Genomic DNA, 18,645 nt, shown 5'->3' on the forward strand with positions numbered 1-18,645 from the left:
GCGAGGGCGTGCAGTCGGTGCCCGAAGCGGGCACGGGTGATTCGGCGGGGCGTGACGCTTCCACCATGCACCGCGTGCGGCGGGTGCTGGCGATCAAGCCGTTCCGCCGGATCTGGGGTGTCTCGTACCTGTGCAGCGTCGCGGACTGGCTGAACCTCCTGACGCTGACCGGTCTGGTCACCAAGCTGACCGACAACTACGCCGCGCAGAACTTCGCCTTCGTCGGGGTCGTGCTGACCTCGCTGCTGCCGGGGCTGCTGTTCGCCCCGATCGGCGGGCTGCTCGCCGACCGGTTCGACCGGCGCAAGGTGATGGTGCTCTGCGACCTCGGCCGGTGCGGGTTCCTGCTGTCGATCGCGTTCGTCGGCACGCCTTGGTGGGTGTTCGTCGGGAACTTCCTGGTCGGCTGCTGTTCGATGATGTGGATCCCGTCGAAGGACGCGGCGGTGCCGAATCTGCTGCGCCGTCCGGACCAGGTCGAGACGGCCAACCAGCTCGGCATGGTGATGACCTACGGCCTCGCGGTGATCACCGCGGCCGGGGCGAATGCCGTGCTCACCGGTAGCAACACGACGTTCCACTTCTTCCAGGGCGATGCCCAGCTCGGCATCGCCAAGGTCGCCGTCGTCATCACCGGCCTGCTGTACCTGGCCAGCGCGATCGTGATCGCGACCCGGATCCCCGAGCTCTCGCTGCGCAACGTCCATTCGGTCGAGAAACCCAAGGTCAAGGCGGCCGACGAAGAGAAGTTCGGCTTCCGGCAGATGATCGCCGACGGCGCCCGTTTCGTGCGGACGACGCCGTTGGTCCGCGGACTGATGATCGGCGCTTTCGGCGCTTTCGCCGCCGGTGGCGCGGTGATCGGTTCGGCCAAGCCGTACTCGTCCAGCCTGCTCGCCGGCGACGCGGCGTTCAACCTCCTCGTGCTCGCCGTCTTCCTCGGGCTCGCCACCGGGATGGCGGTGGCTCCGAAACTCGCACGGCGGCTCGCGCACGACCGGCTGTTCGGGATCTCGATCGTCGCCGCGGGCCTGTGCCTCGTCGTCGTGGCGTTGTCGCCGCATCTCGCGGTTTCGCTGGTCGCGGTCGCCGCGGTCGGGGTCTGGGCCGGGACGGCGTTCCTGACCGGTGTCACGATCATCGGTTCGCGGATCGAGGACTCCATCCGCGGCCGGATCAACGCGATCTACCAGTCCTTGATGAAGATCGTGCTGTTCGGCTCGACGGTGCTGGTGCCGGTGCTGATCAGCCTGGTGCAGCCGACCGCGGTCTCCGTGTGGGGGAGCACGATCACGATCGACGGGACGCGGCCGGTGATGATCGGCGGCGGTGTTCTCGCGCTGCTCGCCGGCATCTTCGCGTATCGGCAGATGGACGACCGGCGGGCCGAGCCGATCCTCGCCGACCTCCGCAACGCCTTGCGCCGCAGCCCGCGTCGCGTGAACGGGCTGCTGATAGCGCTGGAAGGCACGCGGGCGATCAACACCGAGATGCAGGCTGCGCGGCTGGCCGAATGGTTGCGCGAGGGTACGCGTCCTGTCGTGCTGGCGGCCGACCCGGCGCTGGACGATCAGCGGCTCGCGAAGCTCGTCTCCGGCGCTTCGCTGTCCGGTGCGCGGGCGCAGGCGCTGGCCGCCGCCGCGGTGCGGGCGGACATCGTCGAACGGGACATCCAGCCCGCGCTCGACGCCGGGTCCGTCGTGGTGATGGAACGGTTCGTGGACTCGCCGCTGGCGCATCTGTCCGCGGTCGCCGGGCTGGACAGCCAGGAACTCGAAGGGCTCGCCGACTGGGCGACCGGCAGGCTGCGGCCCGACATCACCGTCCTGCTCGACGCCGATCCCGGCACGGTGATGCGGAAGTCCGCGTCGCTGGACGCGCAGTGGCGGGTGCAGCATCTGCTCACGGAAATGGCCGCCGCCGATCCGGACCGGTATGTCGTGGTCGACGCGGAAGGCACCGAGGACGAGGTGAGCGACCGGGTGCGGACGGCGATCCGCGCGGTACTCGTCGGCAGGCTCGCCGGGCTCGCCCCGGCGGAGGAAAAGGTCGAGGTGAGATGACGGAAGCCCCTGCGCTGATCGGTGTCTGGAAGCAGCTCGTCGGCCAGGAGCCCGCCGCGCGCACGCTTTCCACGGCGTCGGCCGCGGCCGCGCGGATCGTCGAAAACCAGCCTGTCGCGCCCGGCGCGATGACGCATGCCTGGCTGGTCACCGGCCCGCCGGGTTCGGGGCGCTCGACGGCCGCGCGGGTCTTCGCGGCGGCGTTGCAGTGCAGTACCGGCAACGGATGCGGCGAATGCCCCGGCTGCCGCACCGTGCTGGCCGGGACGCACGCGGACGTCAAACTCGTCGTGCCGGAAGGCCTTTCGATCTCCGTCGCGGAAATGCGTTCGCTGGTGCAGGCCGCCGCCCGCCGCCCGACCTCCGGGAAGTGGCAGGTGGTGATCATCGAGGACTCCGACAGGTTGACCGAAGGCGCGTCGAACGCGTTGCTGAAGGCCGTCGAGGAGCCGCCGGACCGCACGGTGTTCCTGTTGTGCGCGCCGTCGGATCACCCGGACGACGTGTCGGTGACGATCCGCTCGCGGTGCCGTCTGGTCACGCTGCGGACGCCGCCGTCGGAGGCGATCGCGCAGGTGCTCATGGAGCGGGACGGCATCGATCCCGAGCGGGCGCGGTGGGCCGCGGCCGTCTCGAGTGGACACGTCGGCCGCGCGCGGCGGCTCGCCACCGACGAGGCCGCCCGGCAGCGGCGGGCGACCGTGCTGCGGATCCCGCTCGGTCTGCGCCGTCCGTCCGATGTGTTCACTTGCGCCGATCAGCTGATCAGCGCCGCGGAGGCCGACGCGGGCGAGGAGAGCAAGGTCCGCGACGAGGCCGAGCGTTCCGAACTCCGCACCGCGATGGGCGGCGACGGCATCGGAAAGGGCGTTTCCGGGGCGAAACGAGCCGCCGAAGCCGCCGTGAAGCAGCTCGAAAAGCGCCAGAAGTCCCGCGCGACCCGAACCCAGCGGGACACTCTCGACCTCGCGCTGGTGGACCTGGCCGCGTTCTACCGGGACGTGCTCGTGACCGCGAGCGGCGCCGGCGCGACGCTGAACCACCCCGACCACGCCTCGGAAATCGCACAGGCCGCCTCCGCCTGGGCGCCGGACTCGATCCTGCGGCGGCTCGAAGCCGTCCTGGAATGCCGCGAGGCCATCGACCTGAACGTGAAGCCGAGGATCGCCGTCGAAGCCATGGTCACCACCCTGCGCCAAGGCTGATCCGCTTCGCTGTGCCACCCCAGCCCCCGCCCGTCCCGGGGGGCGACCCCGAGTCCAGTCTACCGGGGGTGGCGGGGGGAAAGGGCTGGTCGCGGGAGTTGTCCACAGGTAGAGGTGGTTGTGGACAAGTGCTGTGGGTAAGTGAAGGCACTTCGGGTTCGAGAGCGTGTTCTCGCGGGCTGGGGCAGACGGCGAGACGATCAAGGTGCGAACGGTCCTCTCACGCTGAAACTGTGCGCGAAAGGACCGTCCTCACCCCGTCTTAGTCCTCCGAGTCCAGAGAGCGCGGCCGCGGCGAAGGCTTGAAGCCCGGCGACTTCTTGGTGACCGGAACCACCGCGAGCCGTCGCCGTCCCGGCATGGCCGCCACGAGCACGACACCGATCAGCAGCATCGCCGTACCCGTCCAGAACATCGGCACCGTGTCGTAGGCCGCGTTGGTGTAGGCCAGATTCTTGACCGGCCCCTTCGGCGCCGCACCACCGTTGTTACCGGCGGGGGGTGCCTGAGCCGTGCCGCATTCGACACCGCCTGCCGGCGCGTGCGCCCGGGCGATCTGCTCACCGAGCGAGACCTGGGCCAGCGACGAGGGCAGCTTCTTCGCGGCGTCCGGCGGCAGAGCCTTCTGGAGCGCCGTCGTCGGCAGGATCTGGAGGTCCAGCAGCCGCGCCGAGGCACCCAGCTGGAAGCCCTTGAACGGCGACGTCGTGTCGCTCGACTTCTGGTTCAACCCGGCGATCGACAGCTTCAGCACCCCGAGGTCGAGCGTGAGCCCGTTCCCGGCCTCGCCGCCGGGAAGGTGCTTGGTGGCACCGTCCATCATCTCGGCGAGCCCGCCGACGACCGGCACGTTCTTCAGCTGCTCGAAGCCGGGGGTCTGCTTGAGCGACGGCAGCGGGATCCCGATCGGGATGTCCTTGGTCGGGTTGTTCGCGTCGAGGGTGAACAGCACCTTGTCGCCGCGGACGATCTGCAGCACCGGCGCGGTGTACTCGACCTTCGACGTCTTCTTGTCACCGGTCGAGGTGACCCGCAGCGTCGGCTGGCTGGCGACCTTGATCGTCAGGCCGAGCGGCGTGCCCTTCAGCAGCTCGATGTTGGCCGCCTGCAGCGTCGACGTCGATTCGACCGCCTTGTTCTTCGAGCCGGGGATGTCGACCAGCCGCACGACCGAACGCGACGACAGCGTGTTCGGCAGGCTCAGCACGGCACCCTTGCCGTCGGCGTTGGTGCTGGTGCCCGAAAGCAGCCCGCCCAGGTTCGCCAGCGGACCCAGGGCCGAGAGACCCGCCTTGAGCTGGTCCGAAGCCTGGGTCAGCTGGTCGGCGCCCGGGATGTTCGGGATGGTCGGCAGCAGCGCGAGGTTCGCGATCGACGTGCTCGAGTCGGCGATCGTGCCGACACACGGTCCGAGCGTCGGGCTCCAGCGCGCGTGCGCCTCGCCGTTGAGCAGGCCCAGGTTGAACAGCGGGTTCTTCGGCGCGTTGAGGCCGCCGCTGATCGGCTTCGGGTTGTCCGGCAGGGCCGTCTGCACGAGGCTGCCCGGCGTCTGCGGCGCGTTGCCCGCGGCCGACAGGCCGAACGGCGACGACTGCGCGATCGCCTTTTCGTAGCTCAGGTAGGCCTCGGAATTGGCCTGTGCGCTGGACAGACCCATCCCGGCCTCGAGCGCGGACTGCTTCGGCAGCAGCTTGTCCGCCCCGGGCAGGATCGCGCTCGTCGGCACCGCGTTCGGCAGCAGCCGCAGCACGCCCAGCGCCGCTCCCGCGTCACCGACCGCCTTCCCGAGCGGCTGGGGGCCGATCGGCGCCGACATCGGCGGCTGTCCCGGATTGGCCGGATCGGGGATCGGCGTGGTCGGGATGTCCTGGGCGATCGCCGGGACCGCGGTCAGCAGAAGCAGGGCCGCGGCGGCCGGAAGCGCCAGCGCACGGGGCAGTCGTTGCCGCATGAACAGGTCCTCCAGTGGGGATGGGCCGATCTTGGGGGACTGAGACCGGCGTCATAGGACCCTAACGACGGTGGCCCCGGAAGGTGACGTTCAAGCCTCCGCTACACTTGGCTCCGTCATCGGGTGCGAGCCCGATGTCCGCCGCCTTAGCTCAGTCGGCCAGAGCGATTCACTCGTAATGAATAGGTCAGGGGTTCGATTCCCCTAGGCGGCTCCGCAGGTCAGGGCCTCATTCGGAACATTCCGGATGAGGCCCTGACGCATTTCGGGACCGGTGCCGGACCCGCGCCGAAGTTCACCCGTTGGTGTCACCCTCGAGGAACATCCGCGACAGCGAAGTACCCACGCCGGTGAGGTGGCCGACGAGCGTGTCCGCGTCCGCGTCGAGCAGGCCGGAGCGCCACGCGAGCATGATCTCGACGAAACCGCCGATGCCCAGCAGGACGTTGACGCGGAACTCCAGCCCGTCCACGTCCGGCTTCAGATGCGGTCGGGCGAGTTCGATCAGCAGGCCAGTGGTCTCCTGGACGGTCTGCCGCCGCAGTTGCTCCAGTACCGCGCTGCCCGCGTGGTCGCCGAACAGGATCTGCGCGCGGGCCGGTTCTTCCTGCACGTGGTGGACGACGACGTCGACGGCGGCGCGGAGTTGCTCCAGGGCCGGCTGCTCGATGTGGGCGGCGACGGCGTCGAGGACCATCCGCAGGGTCTCGTCGCGGACCCGTTCCCAGGCGGTGGCGAGCAACGCGTCGCGGTTCGCGAAGCTTTCGTAGAAGTACCGGTCGGTGAGGTTCGCCCGCGCGCAGACGCCGCGCATGGTGACCGCCGCCCAGCCCTGTTCCTGCCAGATGTCGAGTGCGGCACCGAGGAGGGCGAGCCGTCGTTCGGCGCGGCGTTCGTCGGCGGTCTTGCCGCTGTAGCGGCGGGACGCGGTCACCTCTCCATCTTGACAGCAGATGCCCTCGGATTCATTCTGAGGGCATGCGACCGCAGAATGGCCTGCGACCCGGTTTGGCCGCCGCGCTGACGTCCGCCTTCGTGCGGCCGATCGCCAACGCGATCCCGGCCAACCGGGCGGGCATCGCGTTCTCCCGCGCCTTCATCGCGAGCAGCTTGTGGCTGGCTTCGCCGCCGTTGAAGGGAAGCCGCGTCGAGCCGGGCGTCCGCGGCGAGTGGGTCCGCGCGCCCGAGGTGACCGAGGGCAACGCCGTTGTCCTGTACATCCACGGCAGCGGATACGCGCTCTGCTCGCCGCGCACCCATCGCGGGCTGACCACGCGGGTCTCCGGCGGCACCGGGCTGCCGGTTTTCGCCTGCGAGTACCGCCTCGCGCCCGGCCATCGGTTCCCGAGCGCCGCCGACGACGTCCGCGCGGCCTACGACCGGCTTCTCGACCAGGGATATCGGCGGATCCTCGTCGCGGGTGACTCCGCCGGCGGGCATCTCGCGGTCGACCTCGCCGCACAGCTGCTCCGGGAACGAAAAGACCCGCCTGCCGCGCTGGCCCTCTTCTCACCGCTGTTCGACGTGACGTTCTCGTTGGCGGCCCAACGGGAACGCATGAGCCCGGACCCGATGATCTCCGCCACCGCGGCCGCGCGGCTGGTCGGTTTGTACACAGTGGACGCGGACCTCGCCTCGACGCGGCTCCGGTTCGCCTTCGACGACATCAAGGGGTTCCCGCCGACGATCATCCAGGCGGGCGGGCTGGAAATGCTCGCCGCGGACGCCATCGAACTCGCCAGGGCCCTGCGCCGCGCGGGTGCGGACTGCGAACTCGAAGTGGTCCCCGGTCAGATGCACGTCTTCCAGGCCTTGACTCGCTTCATTCCCGAAGCGGCACCGGCGATGGAGCGGGCTTGCCGCTTCCTCACCGGAAACCTTCCGGCGATCGTGAGGGCGGCATGACCAAGCGGACCCACGGAGCGCACGCCGTCGTCACCGGCGCCGGCAGCGGGATCGGGAGGGCGATCGCGGCCGAACTCGTCCGCCGCGGCAGCCGCGTCGTCTGCGCCGATATCGATCTCGAAGCCGCCGAAGAAACCGCCGCGAAGCTCGAGAACGCGGTCGCCGTCGCCTGTGATGTGTCCACAGTGGACGAGGTCGCCGAACTCGGGAAGCAGGCGCGGTCCTGGCTCGGCCGCGAGCCCGACCTCGTCGTCAACAACGCCGGGATCGGCGCCGGCGGCAAGCTCGTCGGGGAGAGCCCGCTGTCCGATTGGCAACGCACCCTCGGCGTGAACCTCTGGGGCGTGATCCATGGCTGTCACACCTTCGTCCCCGCCATGCGGGCGGCGAAGGCGGGTGGCGTCATCAACGTCGCTTCGGCGGCCGGCTTCACCGCGGCGCCGAGGATGGCCGCGTACAACGTGAGCAAGGCCGGTGTCGTCAGTCTTTCCGAAACGCTGGCCGCCGAACTGTCCGGCACCGGCGTCGCGGTCACGGTGCTGTGCCCGACCTTCGTGCGCACCAACATCTTCGGCGGCGACCTCATCGAGGACGGGGCACGCGGGCTGGCCCAGCGGGTTTCCGACGTGGTCGGGTTCTCGCCGGAGCGCGTCGCGCGGATGACGCTCGACGCCCACGATCGCGGACGCCTGTACGTGGTGCCGCAACCCGACGCTCAGCTTCTCTGGCACGCCAAGCGTTTCGTGCCCGTCCCGTACACGCGGATCGCCGGCCTGCTCGGCCGGTTCCTGCCCGCCGAAAAGGAGAAGTGATGGCCTACGACTTCGACGCGATGCTCCAGACCATCAAGGACAAGCAGTGGTCGCTGGCCGACATCGACTGGGACGCGCCGGGCGCCGAGACGATGACCGACGAACTCCGCGCCAAGATGCGGCCGTTCATGGCCGATCTCGTGTGGATCGAGCATGTCGGGGCCCGCGGTTTCGCCTCGCTGGCCAAGAAGGCGCCGACCCCGGTGATCCAGGAGATCTACCGCTACTTCCACGCGGAGGAACAGAAGCACGCCAACGCGGAACTGGCGTTGATGAAACGCTGGGGCATGCTCGACGAGCACGGTTCGATGCCCGAGCCGAACATCAACGTCAAACTCGCCATCAAGGTCCTCGACGACTACGGCGACACGCTCCCGCTGACGGCGCTGGCCACGCTCATCCCGCTACTGGAATGCGCGCTGGACGGCGCACTGGTGAAGTTCCTGCTGGACGAGGTCTCCGATCCGGTGTGCCATCAGGTGTTCCGGCATATCAACTCCGACGAGGCCCGGCACATCACGGCCGACTTCGAGGTGCTGGAGCTGATCGGCGCCGGCTCCACGACCAAGCTGTTCACCGAATCCGTCGGCTCGCTCAAACCCCAGATCGTCCTCGGCCTGATCGTGGTATTCGTCCCGCTGATCAACAAGATGCGGGACAACATCGTCGCGATGGGCCTGCCGGAGAAGAAGCTGTACAACGCGGTGAAGCGGTTCTCCACCATCGGCGGCCGCGGCGAGTTCACCAAACGCATCCCGGCGTACCACGTGCTCAAGGCGCAGGCGGCGATGATCGTCGACCGCTCGCACGTCTACCACCGGCTGCTCGCCGACCCGATGGTCAAGGTGACCCGCCTGATCCCCGCGCGGCTGCTGGGAAAGCCGCAGTCGTGGACTGAGGAGATCACTCACGAACCGGTCGCGTCATGAGCCTCGGCGAATTCCGGGGCGAGGTGCTGCGCGGCACCGAGTGGTTCGGGCACGACTTCTCCGGGCAGCGGGTGGCCGTGGTCGCACCCGGCCGTGAGGCGGCGCAGATCGTGCCCGAAGTCGCGGCCACCGCGCGTGCGGTGAGGGTGTTCCAGGAGGAACCGGACTGGGTCGTGCCGGCGCCGGTCCCCGGGCCGGACCTCCTCGGCATCGCCGTCGCCCGGGTTTTCCTGCGCTGGCAAGTGAAAGATCCTTGGATCCGCAGACTTTTGACGCCGGACCGGCGCTTCGGCTCGCGGCGGACGGCGCCGGGACTCGGCTACTACGGGGCGCTGCGGCGGCCCGGCTGCAAGCTCATCACCTGGCCGATCTACGCCTTCGCGCCCGGCGGCATCCGCACCGCCGAAGGTATCGAGCACCAGGCCGACGTCGTCGTGCTCGGCGCCAGTTCGCGCTTCGCCAAGGAAGGACTTCCCGCATGACGCCGCACCACGAGATCGCGATCATCGGCGGAGGGTTCTCCGGTATCGGTGCGGCGATCCTGCTCCACCGAGCCGGTTTCGAAGACTTCCTGATGCTGGAAGAGGGAGACGGCGTCGGCGGCGCCTGGCACTGGAACACCTATCCCGGTGTCGCCGTCGACATCCCGTCCTTCAGCTACCAGTTCTCGTTCGAGCAGATCTCCGGCTGGTCGCGGGTCTACGCGCCGGGCCGCGAGCTGAAGGCGTACGCCGACTACTGCGTCGACAAGTACGACATCCGCCGCCGCACGCGCCTCGGCAGCAAGGTCGTCTCCGCGACCTTCGACGACGAAACGCACTTGTGGCGCCTCGAAACCGCCGAAGGCTGGTCGATGACGGCACGGTTCGTCGTCGGCGCCACCGGCGTGCTCACCCAGCCGAAACCGCCGGACATCGCCGGGCTCGACACCTTCCGGGGCACGGTCATGCACACCGCGCGCTGGGACCACTCCGTCGACCTGCGCGGGAAACGCGTCGCCGTCGTCGGCACCGGAGCCTCGGCCGTGCAGGTGATCCCGTCCATCGCGCCGGAGGCGGGCCATCTGACGGTGTTCCAGCGCACGCCGATCTGGTGCCTGCCCAAACCCGACGCCGTCCTGCCGCGGACGGCGCGGGTCGCGTTGCGGCGGCTGCCGGGCGCGAAACTGGTGTCCCGCCTGGCCAGCCAGGCGCTCGTCGAGGTGACCTTCCCGCTGGCCGCGCATTTCCACAATCTCCTGCCGACGGCGGGCGCGGGGGAGCGGATCGGGCGCGCGCATCTGCGCCGCGCGGTGAAGGACCCCGTGACCCGCGAAAAGCTCACCCCGCGCTATGCGCTGGGCTGCAAGCGGCCGAGCTTCTCCAACGAGTACCTCCAGACGTTCGACCGGGACGACGTCACGCTGGAGACCACCGCCATCGACGCGATCACCGGATCCGGGGTGCGCACCACCGACGGCACCGAGCATCCGGTCGACGTCCTGGTGCTGGCGACCGGGTTCAAGGTGTTCGAGAAGGGCAACATGCCCGCCTTCACCGTGCGCGGATCCGGCGGCGCCGATCTGGAGAAGTTCTGGGAGGAGAACCGGTTCCAGGCCTACCAGGGCGTCAGCGTCCCCGGTTTCCCGAACTTCTTCACCATTCTCGGGCCGTACGGCTACAACGGTTCCTCGTACTTCAACCTGATCGAGACGCAGACCGCGCACATCATCCGTTGCCTGCGCAACGCCAGGAAGACCGGCGCGACCCGCGTCGAGGTCACGAACGAGGCCAACGACCGGTACTTCCGGAGCATGCTGGAGCGGCGCAAGCACCAGGTCTTCTTCCAGGACAGCTGTTCCCTGGCCAACAGCTACTACTTCGACGCGAACGGGGACGTGCCGTTCCGGGCCTCGCCCACGCTGGAAACGATGGTGACGAGCCGGTTCTTCGACCTCGACGACTACGCCTTCGCGGACGGCCGGTGAACACTGGCTGAAGTCCGCCGTCCCCCGCCGGGATGAGCCATAGGTTCGATACCCCGAACCTGGAGGCTGGTCTTGGAAGGCTTTCCCTGGGACGTCCTGCTCGCGGTGGTCGGGATCGCCGTCCCGGCCGTCGCGTTCCTGTGGGAGTTCGTGCTGGTCGGCCGCAAACGGCTCGGCTACCGCGTGCAGATGGACACCCCGACGGCGTCCGGACGCGGGTTCGCGCCGTCGGCGGACGCGCTCGCGCAACTCCAGCACGAGAACGGCGAGCGGCTCGTCGACCCGTCGTTCGTGCTGCTGCGCATCGAGAACAGCGGCACCACCGACATCGACACCGACGACTACGCGGTCAACGCGGACGACCCCGTCGGCGTCCGCGTGAAGTTCCCCGGCCGCACCGTGGCCGGGATGGTGGTGACCGAGCTCAGCTCGCCGCATCTGCACGAATGTTTCGGCGACGACTCCGGGTTCGGCGCGCGCGACGAGAATCCCGAACGGCCGGCGGGGGTGATCGACCTGCCGAGGGTGCCGCTGAACCGCGGCGCGCACTACAAGATCCTCGCCGTGCTCGACCGAGTCCCCAACGGCTCGCCCGACGCCTTCGACGATCCTCAGGTCATCGGCGAGATCAAGGGCGGCAGTCTCCGCGAGACCAAGAGCCGCACCGGGCCGACGGGTTCGGTGATGGCGCTGGTCCTCTTCCTCGTCGTGGTCAGCATCTTCCAGCTGACCCGGTCACTGTTCTTCGACGAGAAGCCGCCGCCGCTGGACTGCGCGTCCGGGAAGCTCACGATCACCGGATCGACGGCCTTCGCGCCGGTGCTGAAGGAAGCGACGGCTTCGTACACGAAGACGTGCCCGGGCGCGTCGTTCGTCTTCGACAGCCGCGGGAGCGCGGAAGGCCTCAGCAGCCTGAACCAGGCGGCGAACGACGGCACGCTGGCGTTCTCCGACGGCGCGAAGGGCGAGGGGTTCCCGCAACTGCTGCCGCGCCCGGTCGCGTTCTCGCTGTTCACGCTCGTGATCAACGCCGACGCGGGCGTCCAGGACCTTTCGCTCGCGCAGATCCGCGACGTCTACGACGGCAAGATCGCGAACTGGCGGGAGATCGGCGGCAAGGACCAGCCGGTCCGGCTCGTCGACCGGCATTCGGACTCCGGCACGCGGCGGACGTTCGAGGCCCAGATCCTGACGGGCAAGCGGGAACCCGGCGACAACTCCGACGACTGCCTCAAACCGGCGCCTGGCGCCCAGCCGGGAGTGGTGCGGTGCGCGAAGCCGTCCACCAGCGACGTCCTCGACGCGGTTTCGCGGGTGCCGGGCGCCCTCGGCTACAGCGAACTGGGCGCGGCCACGAAACGCGAGGACGTGCTGCCGGTTCGGATCGACGGCCACCAGGCGACCCTGGAGGGCGCGATCCACGCGGCGTACCCGTTTTGGGAGACCGAGTACGCGTACACGTTCGGCGAGCCGAAGGCCGACTCGCTTGTCGCGAGCTTCCTGCGGTACCTGACGAATCAGGTCGGCAAGGACATCGTCCGGTCGCACGGGCACCGGCCGTGCGCGGAACTGGCGAACCCGGTGCTGTGCCGTCCAGGCGCGTGAAGGCCCCCTTCACGCGCTTGCCGGACGCTCGCCCCGGAGCGCGTCCAGACCACCTGGGCAGGCCGCAGAGGTTGCGAAAGCCACTTTCGCAACCTTCAACGTTGCGAAAGTGGCTTTCGCAACCCCACCTGGGCACTCCTCGGCCGAAGTGCGTGAAGGCCCCCTTACCTCGGCTCAGCAGAGGGAAGGGGACCTTCACGCGCGGACGAGTCAGGCGGGCGGCTTCAGGGTGACGACCGTGGCGCTGGTCTCGCCACGCGGCGTCCGGTACTTGATCTCGTCGCCCTCCTTGGCGCCGACGAGCGCCAAGCCGAGTGGGCTGTCCGACGTGACCGTGGAGGCGTCGGCGTCCTCGCCCGGGATCGTGACGATGTGGAGCTCGTCCTCGTCGCCGTCGGCGAACCTGAGGGTGACGGTGGTGCCGTCGGGCAGCAGACCCTTGCTGTTCCGGCCGCCGTGCTCGAGCTTCGCCGCGACGTCGGCGATGCGCCGGTCGAGGTACGCGGCGGCCTCCGCGCGGTCCAGCACCTCCGCCTGATCGGCGGCGTCGCCGGTTCGTTCCTGCTCACCGACGAGCGGCGCCATCGCGTCGCGCTGCGCACGCAGATCGGCGAGTTCCTTCTCCAGCTGCCGTCGTGCGGCCGGGCTGAACCCGTTGTCCCCTGAGGTCACCATGCCGCGCATTGTCCGCTACGGATCGGCGGCTAGCCACCTAGATTTTTCACCCGCTGTGATCGGACAGGACGGTTGCCCTAAGCTTCAGGGCTTCCGTCCTGACTACTTGGTGTAAGGAACTTCGTGACCGCCGTTCCCGGCCGCAGCGCGCGGCTCTCCCCCAATCAGCTGCAGAAACAGGAGCAGATCGTCGAAGCGGCGCGTGTCGTGCTCGCGAGGGACGGGCTCGCGGGTTGCACCGTGCGCGCGATCGCGGAGGCCGGACCGCTCACGAAGAGTGCGATTCATTACTACTTCGCGGACATCGACGTCCTGATCGACCGCGCGATGGCGGCGCACATCACAACGTTCACCGCCGATTTGCGCAAAATTTCGGCGAAGCACGATCACCCGGACGAGCGGCTCTTCGCCGCGCTGGAGGCCTTCCTCGGCGAGTTCTCCGGCCGCCCGAACGCGGCCTTCCTCTGGTTCGAGTACTGGATCGCCGCGGGCCGCGCGCAGCATCCTCAGGCCATCGACGTGATGCTGACGTCGATCACCGAACTGCTCGCGGAACTGCTCGCCCCGCTCGACGTCGAAGATCCGCGCGCACGGGCGCGGGCGCTGCTGTCCTACCTGCTCGGCGCGATCGTCCAGCAGCGCGTCCGGCGGCGGCCGTTCGCCGCACTGCGTGGCGACATCGAAGCGCTCTGTTTCGCGAACTACGGCTAGAAATACGCATTAGATCCGTACCGTTACGGATTGTTCGGTCTTTCCGCTCCGGCCATGGTGAGGTTCCCCTTCCCTGCCTGAGAGCTAGGAGACGACGATGCGCATAAGACGGTGCATGGCCGTGGCGATCGCGGCCGTCGCGGCGTTCACCATCCCGGTCGCCGCGAGTCCGGCGACCGCGGACCCGCAGGCCGAGGACGCGCAGGTGCAGATCTACGAGGTCTTCGGCACCGGGACCTCGCAGCAGCGCACCCAGATCTCCCGGCTCGGGGTCGACGTCCTCGGCTCGGCCGGCGGCACCACCACGGTCATCGGCGAGGCACGCGACGCGGCGAAGATCCGTTCGCTCGGCTTCCGCGTCGAGCAGCGCGGCGTCGTCGACAGGTCGGAGAAGGTCGGCACCAACGCGATCAACGACTTCCCGCCGTCGGACTCCGGCTACCACAACTACGCCGAGGTGACGACGGAGCTGCGCAACGCCCAGTCGAGCTTCGGCTCGATCGCGCGGCTGAGCAGCGTCGGCAACTCGTTCCAGGGCCGTGCGCTGAACATGCTCAAGATCAGCGACAACGTCGCCACGGACGAGAACGAGCCCGAAGTCCTCTTCACCTGCAACCAGCACGCCCGCGAGCACCTCACCACCGAGATGTGCCTGCGGATCGTCAACCGGTTCACCCGGGGCTACGCCACCGATCCGGCGATCAAACGGTTCGTCGACAGCGTCGAGATCTACGTGATCCCGAACGTCAACCCGGACGGCTCGGAGTACGACATCTCCGGCGGCAGCTACAAGTACTGGCGCAAGAACCGCCAGGGCAACGGCACCGACCCGAACCGCAACTGGGCCTACAACTGGGGCTGCTGCGGCGGTTCGTCGGGCTCGACCACCAGCGAGACCTACCGCGGCCCCTCGGCGTTCTCCGCGCCCGAGACCCGCGCGGTCTCCAACTTCGTCAACTCGCGCAAGATCGGCGGCGTCCAGCAGATCAAGGCGAGCATCGACTTCCACACCTATTCGGAGCTCGTGCTGTGGCCGTTCGGCTTCACCTACAACGACACCGCCCCCGGCATGACCGCCGCGGAAGCGCAGCGGTTCCAGACGCTGGGCCGTCAGCTGGCGGCGACGAACGGCTACACGCCACAGCAGTCGAGCGACCTGTACATCACGGACGGGACGATCGACGACTGGATGTGGGGCACCCACAAGATCCTGAGCTTCACCTTCGAGATGTACCCGCGGGGATCGAACCCCGGCTTCTACCCGCCCGACGAGGTGATCGTCCGCGAAACCACCCGTAACGACAAGGCCGTGGACCTCCTCCTGAACACCGCCATCGGCTGACGTTCCAGCGTTTCCGTGAAGGCCTCCTTTCCTGCGCTCAAGGTAGGGAAGGGGGCCTTCACGGATTTTCGGCATAGGGTGCGGGCATGCCGATGTTCGAATTCGAGGGACACCGTCCCCAGGTGGATCCCGAAGCGTGGATCGCCCCCACCGCCACCCTGATCGGCGACGTCGTCGTCGAGAAGGGCGCCTCCGTCTGGTACGGCGCCGTACTGCGCGCCGACTTCGGGAAGATCGTCATCCGCGAGGGCGCCAACGTCCAGGACAACTCGGTCATCCACGTCAACGGCGGCGTGACCGAGGTCGGCAAGAACGCCACCGTCGGGCACCAGTGCCTCGTGCACGACTGCACGGTCGGCGAGCAGGCCCTGATCGGGAACGGCTCGACCGTGCTCGACAAGGCGCAGATCGGCGCGAAGGCACTGGTCGCGGCTGGCGCCACGGTGACGCCCGGGATGGTCATCCCGCCGGAGACGGTCGCCATGGGCAGCCCGGCGAAGAAGCACGTCCCGCTCGACGGCAACGCCCGCGGCTGGGTCGAGCACAACGCGGCGATCTACCAGGAACTGGCGCGCCGTCACGCGGAAAGCGTCAAGCCGATCGATTGACTCTCCAGTAACTGGAGACCATAGCTTCGGCGCATGGCACCGAAGTCGAAGAAGAAGACGCACCAGGCGACGCTCGAGTTGACCGCCGGCAACGCGCCGGTGGTCGACCTCGGGAAGACGCTCGGGCAGACCGGCGTGAACCTCGTCGAGGTCAAGAAGGCCTACGACGCGGCGACCGCCGCGCAACGCGGCGACATCGTCCCGGTGGTCGTGTCCGTGTTCGAGGACCGCTCCTTCGAACTCCGGCTGAAGACCCCGCCCGCCTCGTTCCTCATCAAAAAAGCGTTGGGCGGCAAGGGATCCGGCCGTCCAGGGCATGAGGTCGCCGGAAAACTGACGCAGGAGCAGCTGCGCGGGATCGCCGAGCGGAAACTGCCGGACCTCAACACCGGCGACATCGAGGCGGCCATGCGCACGATCGCGGGCACGGCCCGCTCGATGGGCGTAGCGATCGAAGAACCGTGACGCGCAAGCACCTGATCGTCCCGCCTTTCCGCGACCTCGACCCGGCGCTCGAGGTCGCGGAAAGGCTGCTGGCGCAAGGAAACCCGTGGCTCGCCGGGGTCGTCTCGGCGCTGCCCGACGAGCGCGCCGCCGCCGATCGGCTCAACCGGATCCTCGCCGGGAACGGTGCCGCGCCCCGGCTGGTCGAGACCGGGAACGGCTGGCGCCTGGTGCAGGTGACGTCCTGGCCGGGCCGCGGGCGCCTCCGGGCTGGCGGAACTCGTCGTGTTCGGCGGCTGGCGGCGGATCAAACGCTGCGCCGTCTGCGCGCAGGCGTTCTGTGATCGCACGGCCGGATGCAGCCGCCGATGGTGCGCCGGGCATCGTCCGCACACCGAGCCGCGCCCGAGCGGAGTGCTCTAGTCTGGTCCGCACCAGCGACTGGCGCCATTTGAGGTGGAGCACCACCGGGAAGCGACGACAAGGCCGGTACCGCGCGCCTGGGTCCGGCCGTCTCTGGCAGGAGTACGTCCGATGACACACCAGCCCGAACTTTCCGCGCTCGCCGCCGCCGACCCGCAGATCGCGGGGCTCGTGGAGGACGAGGCGAAACGCCAGCACGACAAGATCCGCCTGATCGCGTCCGAGAACTACGTCTCTCAGGCCGTACTGGAGGCGACGGGCACCGTCCTCACCAACAAGTACTCCGAGGGCTACGCCGGCAAGCGGTACTACGAGGGCCAGCAGCTCATCGACCAGGTCGAGAAGCTCGCCATCGAGCGTGCGAAGGCCGTGTTCGGCGTCGACCACGCGAACGTCCAGCCGTACTCCGGCTCCCCGGCGAACCTGGCGGTGTACCTCGCGTTCGCGCAGCCGGGTGACACCGTGCTCGGCATGGCGCTGCCGGACGGCGGCCATCTCACGCACGGCTGGAGCGTGTCCGCGACCGGCAAATGGTTCACCCCGGTCCGCTACGGCGTCCGCAAGGAGACCGGCCGCGTCGACCTCGACCAGGTCCGCGAACTCGCGCTGAAGCACCGGCCGAAGCTGATCTTCGCGGGCGGCACCGCGATCCCGCGCACCATCGACTTCCCGGCGTTCGCGGAAATCGCCCGCGAGGTCGACGCCGTCCTGGTCGCCGACATCGCCCACATCGCCGGGCTCGTCGCCGGCGGCGCGCATCCGTCGCCGGTGGGGCACGCGCAGGTCATCACCACGACCACGCACAAGACCCTGCGCGGTCCCCGCGGCGCGATGATCCTTTCCGACGCCGACCACGCGAAGGCCGTCGACAAGGCGGTGTTCCCCGGACTGCAGGGCGGCCCGCACAACCACACCACCGCCGCGATCGCCGTCGCGCTGGGCGAGGCGCAAAAGCCGGAATTCTCGGAATACGCGCACACGATCGTCGCCAACGCGCGGGCGCTGGCGGAGGCGCTGGTGGAGCGCGGCTACGACCTCGTGTCCGGCGGCACCGACAATCACCTGCTGCTGATCGACCTGACGAACAAGAACGTGCCGGGCAAACCGGCCGCGCAGGCGCTGGACCGGGCAGGTATCGAACTGAACTACAACACCGTGCCGTTCGACCCGCGCAAGCCGTTCGACCCGTCCGGTATCCGGCTCGGTACCTCCGCGATCACCACTCGCGGGCTCGAGCCGGAGCACCAGACGCAGGTCGCGGAGTGGATCGACCGCACGATCACCGCGGCGGCGGGCGAGGAACAGTCCGCTTTGGACACCATCGCCGCCGAGATCCGCGAGTTCCTGGCGCCGTTCCCGATCCCGGGCTACTCGGCGTAGGTCGTTCCTCGCAACGTCGTGAAGACGCAGTCAGTCGACTAAACGCGAAAGGGCCCTTCACCGCAGGCGATGCGGTGAAGGGCCCTTTCGGCACTCCGAAACTAGTGAGCCGCCGGACCGTCGATGGCCTCCTTGGCCAGCCGGTCGGTCTCGCGGTCGAACGAACGCTTGATCTCGGCCTCGGCCTCGGACCGCCCGACCCAGCTCGAACCCTCGACGCTCTTGCCCGGCTCCAGGTCCTTGTACACCTCGAAGAAGTGCTGGATCTCGAGCTTGTGGAACTCGTTCAGGTGGTGGATGTCGCGCAGGTGCTCCAGCCGCGGGTCGTTCGTCGGGACGGCGAGGACCTTGTCGTCCGGGCCCTTCTCGTCGGTCATCCGGAACATGCCGATCGCGCGGCAGCGGATCAGGCAGCCGGGGAAGGTCGGCTCCTGGACGAGCACCAGCACGTCGAGCGGGTCGCCGTCCTGGCCGAGGGTGTCGTCGATGAACCCGTAGTCGGCGGGGTACTGCGTGGCGGTGAACAGCGTCCGGTCGAGTTTGATCCGACCGGTCTTGTGGTCCACCTCGTACTTGTTGCGCTCCCCCTTGGGGATTTCGATAGTGACGTCGAATTCCACGCCGAC

At 68.8% G+C, this 18,645-nt stretch carries 18 protein-coding genes and 1 tRNA gene; 15 read left to right on the top strand and 4 right to left on the bottom strand.

The annotated features are described in order from the left end of the window. Nucleotides 1-8 precede the first annotated feature (8 nt). Nucleotides 9-2,063: a bifunctional MFS transporter/dTMP kinase gene (locus ACLJQ7_RS09755; protein ID WP_410647762.1), complete on the top strand. Its 2,055-nt coding sequence runs from the start codon at nt 9-11 to the stop codon at nt 2,061-2,063. Continuing rightward, nucleotides 2,060-3,268 carry a DNA polymerase III subunit delta' gene (locus tag ACLJQ7_RS09760; protein WP_410647763.1) on the top strand — a complete coding sequence of 403 codons (1,209 nt, stop codon included), beginning with the start codon at nt 2,060-2,062 and terminating at the stop codon, nt 3,266-3,268. The genes ACLJQ7_RS09755 and ACLJQ7_RS09760 overlap by 4 nt, the downstream gene beginning before the upstream one ends. A gap of 262 nt (nt 3,269-3,530) precedes the next feature. Here the strand turns inward: ACLJQ7_RS09760 and ACLJQ7_RS09765 are convergent, their stop codons facing one another. Beyond that, complete coding sequence (locus ACLJQ7_RS09765) at nt 3,531-5,219, bottom strand: hypothetical protein (protein WP_410647764.1); 1,689 nt, start codon at nt 5,217-5,219, stop codon at nt 3,531-3,533. A 140-nt stretch (nt 5,220-5,359) separates the two neighbouring features. On the opposite strand from ACLJQ7_RS09765, the gene ACLJQ7_RS09770 reads away from it, so the two are divergent. Beyond that, nucleotides 5,360-5,433: transfer RNA gene (locus ACLJQ7_RS09770), tRNA-Thr, on the top strand. A gap of 81 nt (nt 5,434-5,514) precedes the next feature. Here the strand turns inward: ACLJQ7_RS09770 and ACLJQ7_RS09775 are convergent. Beyond that, the gene (locus ACLJQ7_RS09775) at nt 5,515-6,153 is read right to left on the bottom strand and encodes a TetR/AcrR family transcriptional regulator (protein WP_410647765.1); all 639 of its coding nucleotides are present in this window, start codon (nt 6,151-6,153) and stop codon (nt 5,515-5,517) included. A gap of 44 nt (nt 6,154-6,197) precedes the next feature. Between ACLJQ7_RS09775 and ACLJQ7_RS09780 the strand changes: the two genes are divergently transcribed. The 6 genes from ACLJQ7_RS09780 to ACLJQ7_RS09805 all read left to right on the top strand — a co-directional run bounded on the left by ACLJQ7_RS09780 (nt 6,198) and on the right by ACLJQ7_RS09805 (nt 12,436). Then, entirely contained in the window at nt 6,198-7,124 is a 927-nt protein-coding gene (locus tag ACLJQ7_RS09780; protein WP_410647766.1) for an alpha/beta hydrolase, read from the top strand. Next, nucleotides 7,121-7,936 (top strand): SDR family NAD(P)-dependent oxidoreductase, encoded by an 816-nt coding sequence (locus tag ACLJQ7_RS09785; protein WP_410647767.1) that lies wholly within the window; start codon nt 7,121-7,123, stop codon nt 7,934-7,936. Before ACLJQ7_RS09780 ends, ACLJQ7_RS09785 begins: the two co-directional genes overlap by 4 nt. Beyond that, nucleotides 7,936-8,865: a ferritin-like domain-containing protein gene (locus ACLJQ7_RS09790; RefSeq protein WP_410647768.1), complete on the top strand. Its 930-nt coding sequence runs from the start codon at nt 7,936-7,938 to the stop codon at nt 8,863-8,865. Before ACLJQ7_RS09785 ends, ACLJQ7_RS09790 begins: the two co-directional genes overlap by 1 nt. Then, nucleotides 8,862-9,347, top strand: a complete 486-nt coding sequence (locus ACLJQ7_RS09795; RefSeq protein ID WP_410647769.1) for an FAD-dependent oxidoreductase — start codon at nt 8,862-8,864, stop codon at nt 9,345-9,347. Before ACLJQ7_RS09790 ends, ACLJQ7_RS09795 begins: the two co-directional genes overlap by 4 nt. After that, nucleotides 9,344-10,831, top strand: coding sequence for a flavin-containing monooxygenase (locus ACLJQ7_RS09800; protein ID WP_410647770.1), 1,488 nt, complete (start codon nt 9,344-9,346; stop codon nt 10,829-10,831). Before ACLJQ7_RS09795 ends, ACLJQ7_RS09800 begins: the two co-directional genes overlap by 4 nt. 72 nt (nt 10,832-10,903) lie before the next feature. Beyond that, nucleotides 10,904-12,436, top strand: coding sequence for a PstS family phosphate ABC transporter substrate-binding protein (locus ACLJQ7_RS09805; RefSeq protein WP_410647771.1), 1,533 nt, complete (start codon nt 10,904-10,906; stop codon nt 12,434-12,436). Between the two features lie 210 nt (nt 12,437-12,646). Here ACLJQ7_RS09805 and ACLJQ7_RS09810 read toward each other — a convergent pair whose 3' ends face one another. Continuing rightward, a complete protein-coding gene (locus tag ACLJQ7_RS09810) occupies nt 12,647-13,111 on the bottom strand; it encodes a GreA/GreB family elongation factor (RefSeq protein ID WP_410647772.1) in 465 nt (154 codons plus the stop codon). Between the two features lie 123 nt (nt 13,112-13,234). Between ACLJQ7_RS09810 and ACLJQ7_RS09815 the strand changes: the two genes are divergently transcribed. The 6 genes from ACLJQ7_RS09815 to glyA all read left to right on the top strand — a co-directional run bounded on the left by ACLJQ7_RS09815 (nt 13,235) and on the right by glyA (nt 18,019). After that, nucleotides 13,235-13,822, top strand: a complete 588-nt coding sequence (locus ACLJQ7_RS09815) for a TetR/AcrR family transcriptional regulator (protein ID WP_410647773.1) — start codon at nt 13,235-13,237, stop codon at nt 13,820-13,822. Between the two features lie 115 nt (nt 13,823-13,937). Next, entirely contained in the window at nt 13,938-15,164 is a 1,227-nt protein-coding gene (locus ACLJQ7_RS09820) for a M14 family metallopeptidase (RefSeq protein WP_410647896.1), read from the top strand. 86 nt (nt 15,165-15,250) lie between these two features. Beyond that, entirely contained in the window at nt 15,251-15,772 is a 522-nt protein-coding gene (locus tag ACLJQ7_RS09825) for a gamma carbonic anhydrase family protein (RefSeq protein WP_410647774.1), read from the top strand. Nucleotides 15,773-15,805: 33 nt separating this feature from the next. Further along, a complete protein-coding gene (locus ACLJQ7_RS09830) occupies nt 15,806-16,237 on the top strand; it encodes an uL11 family ribosomal protein (protein ID WP_125797578.1) in 432 nt (143 codons plus the stop codon). Beyond that, entirely contained in the window at nt 16,234-16,560 is a 327-nt protein-coding gene (locus ACLJQ7_RS09835) for a hypothetical protein (RefSeq protein ID WP_410647775.1), read from the top strand. The genes ACLJQ7_RS09830 and ACLJQ7_RS09835 overlap by 4 nt, the downstream gene beginning before the upstream one ends. 190 nt (nt 16,561-16,750) lie before the next feature. After that, nucleotides 16,751-18,019: a serine hydroxymethyltransferase gene (glyA, locus tag ACLJQ7_RS09840; RefSeq protein ID WP_410647776.1), complete on the top strand. Its 1,269-nt coding sequence runs from the start codon at nt 16,751-16,753 to the stop codon at nt 18,017-18,019. Between the two features lie 101 nt (nt 18,020-18,120). On the opposite strand, the gene ACLJQ7_RS09845 is transcribed toward glyA, so the two are convergent. Further along, nucleotides 18,121-18,639 carry an inorganic diphosphatase gene (locus ACLJQ7_RS09845; protein WP_410647777.1) on the bottom strand — a complete coding sequence of 173 codons (519 nt, stop codon included), beginning with the start codon at nt 18,637-18,639 and terminating at the stop codon, nt 18,121-18,123. Between the last annotated feature and the right edge of the window lie 6 nt (nt 18,640-18,645).

This window comes from Amycolatopsis sp. cmx-4-54, from assembly GCF_046548895.1.
Taxonomy (GTDB): domain Bacteria; phylum Actinomycetota; class Actinomycetes; order Mycobacteriales; family Pseudonocardiaceae; genus Amycolatopsis.

Coding starts and splice junctions, on each gene's coding strand:
- ACLJQ7_RS09760 (WP_410647763.1), top strand. CDS start 2,060: ATGACGGAAGCCCCTGCGCTGATCGGTGTCTGGAAGCAGCTCGTCGGC.
- ACLJQ7_RS09765 (WP_410647764.1), bottom strand. CDS start 5,219: ATGCGGCAACGACTGCCCCGTGCGCTGGCGCTTCCGGCCGCCGCGGCC.
- ACLJQ7_RS09780 (WP_410647766.1), top strand. CDS start 6,198: ATGCGACCGCAGAATGGCCTGCGACCCGGTTTGGCCGCCGCGCTGACG.
- ACLJQ7_RS09785 (WP_410647767.1), top strand. CDS start 7,121: ATGACCAAGCGGACCCACGGAGCGCACGCCGTCGTCACCGGCGCCGGC.
- ACLJQ7_RS09790 (WP_410647768.1), top strand. CDS start 7,936: ATGGCCTACGACTTCGACGCGATGCTCCAGACCATCAAGGACAAGCAG.
- ACLJQ7_RS09795 (WP_410647769.1), top strand. CDS start 8,862: ATGAGCCTCGGCGAATTCCGGGGCGAGGTGCTGCGCGGCACCGAGTGG.
- ACLJQ7_RS09800 (WP_410647770.1), top strand. CDS start 9,344: ATGACGCCGCACCACGAGATCGCGATCATCGGCGGAGGGTTCTCCGGT.
- ACLJQ7_RS09810 (WP_410647772.1), bottom strand. CDS start 13,111: ATGGTGACCTCAGGGGACAACGGGTTCAGCCCGGCCGCACGACGGCAG.
- ACLJQ7_RS09820 (WP_410647896.1), top strand. CDS start 13,938: ATGGCCGTGGCGATCGCGGCCGTCGCGGCGTTCACCATCCCGGTCGCC.
- ACLJQ7_RS09825 (WP_410647774.1), top strand. CDS start 15,251: ATGCCGATGTTCGAATTCGAGGGACACCGTCCCCAGGTGGATCCCGAA.
- ACLJQ7_RS09830 (WP_125797578.1), top strand. CDS start 15,806: ATGGCACCGAAGTCGAAGAAGAAGACGCACCAGGCGACGCTCGAGTTG.
- glyA (WP_410647776.1), top strand. CDS start 16,751: ATGACACACCAGCCCGAACTTTCCGCGCTCGCCGCCGCCGACCCGCAG.